The sequence below is a fragment of the Endozoicomonas acroporae genome (assembly GCF_002864045.1).
Lineage (GTDB): Bacteria > Pseudomonadota > Gammaproteobacteria > Pseudomonadales > Endozoicomonadaceae > Endozoicomonas > Endozoicomonas acroporae.
Genome location: NZ_PJPV01000220.1, coordinates 1 through 3,654, shown reverse-complemented (window position 1 = coordinate 3,654; position 3,654 = coordinate 1). Strand labels below are relative to the sequence as shown.

The following is a 3,654-nucleotide window of genomic DNA, read 5'->3' as shown; positions in this document are numbered from 1 at the left end:
TTATTGAAATTCAGGGTCCGTCTCATTACGTGGGTGGTGATTTCAAAACCAGGAATGGTTCGACTCTGCTGAAAATCGCACTGTTGCAAAAAGCAGGATTTGAGGTCATTGAAATCCCGGCTAACCAGCTTTTGAAGAAAGATTTAATGAAACCCTATATTGATCAAATAAAGATCAGGGTAAGCATCGCGCCACAGGGTCATGACTGTGTATCACTTAAAAGAGGGTGGGCAGATGCTGCATACGTGACTGGTGAAGAACATTCAAAATAGCAAACCAATCCAGCAAAGAGGAAGAAAACAAGCAGCCAGTAATCGCCTATGACTTAAGTAAACTTTTCCGCACAATGAACTTCTGAGCAGAACAGCAGTCTGCTTTTTATATTTTCATGAATTAATGAAATATAATTATGGATAGAAGTTCTGCTGGTATCAGTGGTCAATACACAACATCAGATAACGGTTACAACCAACCGAATGGCCATGCCCCTTCTTCAAGGCGTGGGCGATACAGACATGCCACAGTCAGACAGCAGGATACTCACCCCCGCTCTACCCCGGGATGTAATAAATTTCACCCTTCTTCCGGCACACGCCCTTCTCAATATTTAATGCACCGTTCAGTAAACTCTGCTCAAGATTTTAATGCCCTCATCAAACCAGAAATAATAGTTGATCTGGTGAGGAAATCGGATTGTTTCGGTCATCGCTATGATGGGAGAGATCACGGTCTATATGCCAGTTCAATTAAAAAATACACGTCAGCTGCTAAAAGGCCGTTAAATCGGGCAGAACAAAGCCAGCTGATGCGTTTGCTGCAAAATTTCGCAGCAACACGGAGCTGGAATTGGCGAAGCCTGACGACAACACTTCATTCATTGACTTCAGCGGGTGTTGTTACTCTTCATAAACCCATGGATGCGCGAGTTAAACTTACTCAGGCTAACTTATTGTCAACGCTATTTGATTCAATAATATTTAACTGCAAGCAAATACCTCCACCCAGGGATATTGATGCTCAGGGTGTCGCCAACCTGCTGTGGGCCATGGCGAAACTGGTGGACAGCGGGCAGGAGCGTACACCAGAGCTCAAAGAGGCCGTGGCCGTGTTGTTGCCCCATGTGAATGCACAGCAAAACCAATTTATTCCTCAGCATATCGCCAACCTGCTGTGGGCCATGGCGAAACTGGTGGACAGCGGGCAGGAGCGTACACCAGAGCTCAAAGAGGCCGTGGCCGCGCTGTTGCCCCATGTGAACACACAGCAAAACCAATTTATTCCTCAGCATATCGCCAACCTGCTGTGGGCCATGGCGAAACTGGTGGACAACGGGCAGGAGCGGACACCAGAGCTCAAAGAGACCGTAGCCGCGCTGTTACCCCGCGTGAACGCACAGAAAGACCAGTTTAATGCCTTGGCTATTGCCAACCTGCTGTGGGCCATGGCGAAACTGGTGGACAACGGGCAGGAGCGTACACCAGAACTCAAAGAGACCGTAGCCGCGCTGTTACCCCGCGTGAACGCACAGAAAGACCAGTTTAATGCCCTGGCTATTGCCAACCTGCTGTGGGCCATGGCGAAACTGGTGGACAACGGGCAGGAGCCAACACCAGAGCTCAAAAGGGCCCTGGCCGCGCTGTTGTCCCACGTGAACGCACAGAAAGCTCACTTTAAACCACAGGGTATCGCCAACCTGCTGTGGGCCATGGCGAAACTGGTGGACAAAGGGCTGGAGCGGACACCAGGTCTTAACGAGGCCGTGGCCGTGCTGTTACCCCAGGTGAACGCACAGAAAGACCAGTTTATTCCTCAGCATATCGCCAACCTGCTGTGGGCCATAGCGAAACTGGTGGACAAAGGGCTGAAGAAAACACCAGAGCTCAAAGATGCTGTGGCTGCGCTGTTGCCCCACGTAAATGCACAGAAAGACCAATTTAGTCCCCAGCATATCACCAACCTGCTGTGGGCCATGGCAAAGCTGGTGGACAACAGGTACGAGCAGACACCGGAGCTCAACGAAGCGATGACCGCGCTGTTGACCTGCGTGAACGGACAGAAAGACCAATTTAATGCCCAGAGTATTGCCAACCTGCTGTGGGCCACGGCGAAACTAGCGGACAACGGGCAGGAGCCAACACCAGGGCTCAACGAAGCTGTAGTCGCGCTGTTGCCCCTCGTGAACTCACAAAAAGACCAATTTAATGCCCAGAGTATTGCCAACCTGCTGTGGGCCACGGCCAAACTGGGTGAACTCGTTGAACTGAACGTGGCTACCTCTGTGTTCGAATCGCTTGTCTATCGAATCCGTAAGAACCTGCAGTTTTCTCAGGAAGAGATATCGATGTCTCTCTGGGGAGTCATGGTATGCTGTGCCAGGTTGGCTCTAGACTCCAATGCCAATAAAAACGTGCTTGAAAAGCACATGGATGACCTGTTGACTCGCCTGGAAAATACCTCGCCAGATAATAAAGAGGGTCGATCCATCATGATCATGGCCGCAAGTTGGCTTGGCAGAGCGTGTCCGGTCGTCCGCCATTACCAGAAAGCCATTTCAAAAATCCAGGCCGACTTCCGCGATCAACTCCAATCATGCATTCCATCTTTGCGGATCGAAGAAGAAAAGAGCCTGAACTCATTACCTCCGGTTGACCTGCTTCTGCCAGATCACAACATGGTGATTGAAGTTCAGGGCCCCTTTCATTACGTGAATGGTGATTTCAACACCAGGAATGGTTCGACTCTGCTGAAAATCGCACTGCTGAAAAAATCAGGATTTGAGGTCATTGAAATCCCGGCCAACATGCTTTGGAATCAGGATTTAATGAAACCCTATATTGATCAAATAAAGACCAGAATAGGCATCCCCCCACAGGAGCATGGCTCTGTATCATTTAATAGAGGGTGGGCAGATGCTGCATACGTGACTGGTGAAGAACATTTAGAAAAGCAAACCAACCCAGCAAAAAAGAAGAAGAAGAGAAGAAGAAAAAGAACAGCCAGTAATCGCCTGCCTCCCATCATGACTCAAGTAAACTTTTCCGCAAAATGAACTTCTGAACAGAACAGCAGTCTGCTTTTTATATTTTCATGAATTAATGAAATATAATTATGGATAGAAGTTCTGCCGATATCAGTGATAAATACGCAAGACCAGGTAATGATTACAACCAACCGGATAACTCTGCTGCTGCTTCAAGGCGTGGACGGTATAGACAGTGTACAGTCAGACATCAAGATAACCCCCCCCACTCTACCCCGTGGCATAATGAATTTTACCATTCTTCAGGCCCATGCTCTTCTCAATATCTAGTGCGCCGTTCTGTCAACCCGACTCAAGATTTTAATGCCCTCATCAAACAGGAAATAATGGATGATCTGGTGAGTAAATCGGGTCGTTTCGGTCATCGCTATGATGGGAAAAAACATGGGCAATATGCCAGTTCAATTAAAAAATACACGACAACTGCTAAAAGACCGTTAAATCGAGCGGAACAAAGCCAGCTGGTACGCTTGCTGCAAAATTTTACCGCAACACGGAGCTGGAATTGGCGAAGCCTGACGACAACACTTCACTCATTTACTTCAGCGGGTGTTTTTACCCTTCATAAACCCGTGGACCCCCTGTGTCAGCATAGTTGTCGCCTCTCCTGAAAT

Annotated in this window: 3 protein-coding genes; all 3 read left to right on the top strand. The window is 48.4% G+C overall.

Annotated features, from left to right (window positions below; all coding sequences use genetic code 11):
* A partial coding sequence (locus tag CX664_RS24255) for an RAP domain-containing protein (RefSeq protein WP_146000299.1) occupies positions 1-272 on the top strand: 272 nt, incomplete at its 5' end.
* Between the two features lie 137 nt (positions 273-409).
* Positions 410-3,049, top strand: coding sequence for an RAP domain-containing protein (locus CX664_RS24250; RefSeq protein WP_101749187.1), 2,640 nt, complete (start codon positions 410-412; stop codon positions 3,047-3,049).
* Between the two features lie 59 nt (positions 3,050-3,108).
* Positions 3,109-3,651, top strand: a complete 543-nt coding sequence (locus CX664_RS26010) for a hypothetical protein (protein WP_146000298.1) — start codon at positions 3,109-3,111, stop codon at positions 3,649-3,651.
* The last annotated feature ends 3 nt before the right edge of the window (positions 3,652-3,654 follow it).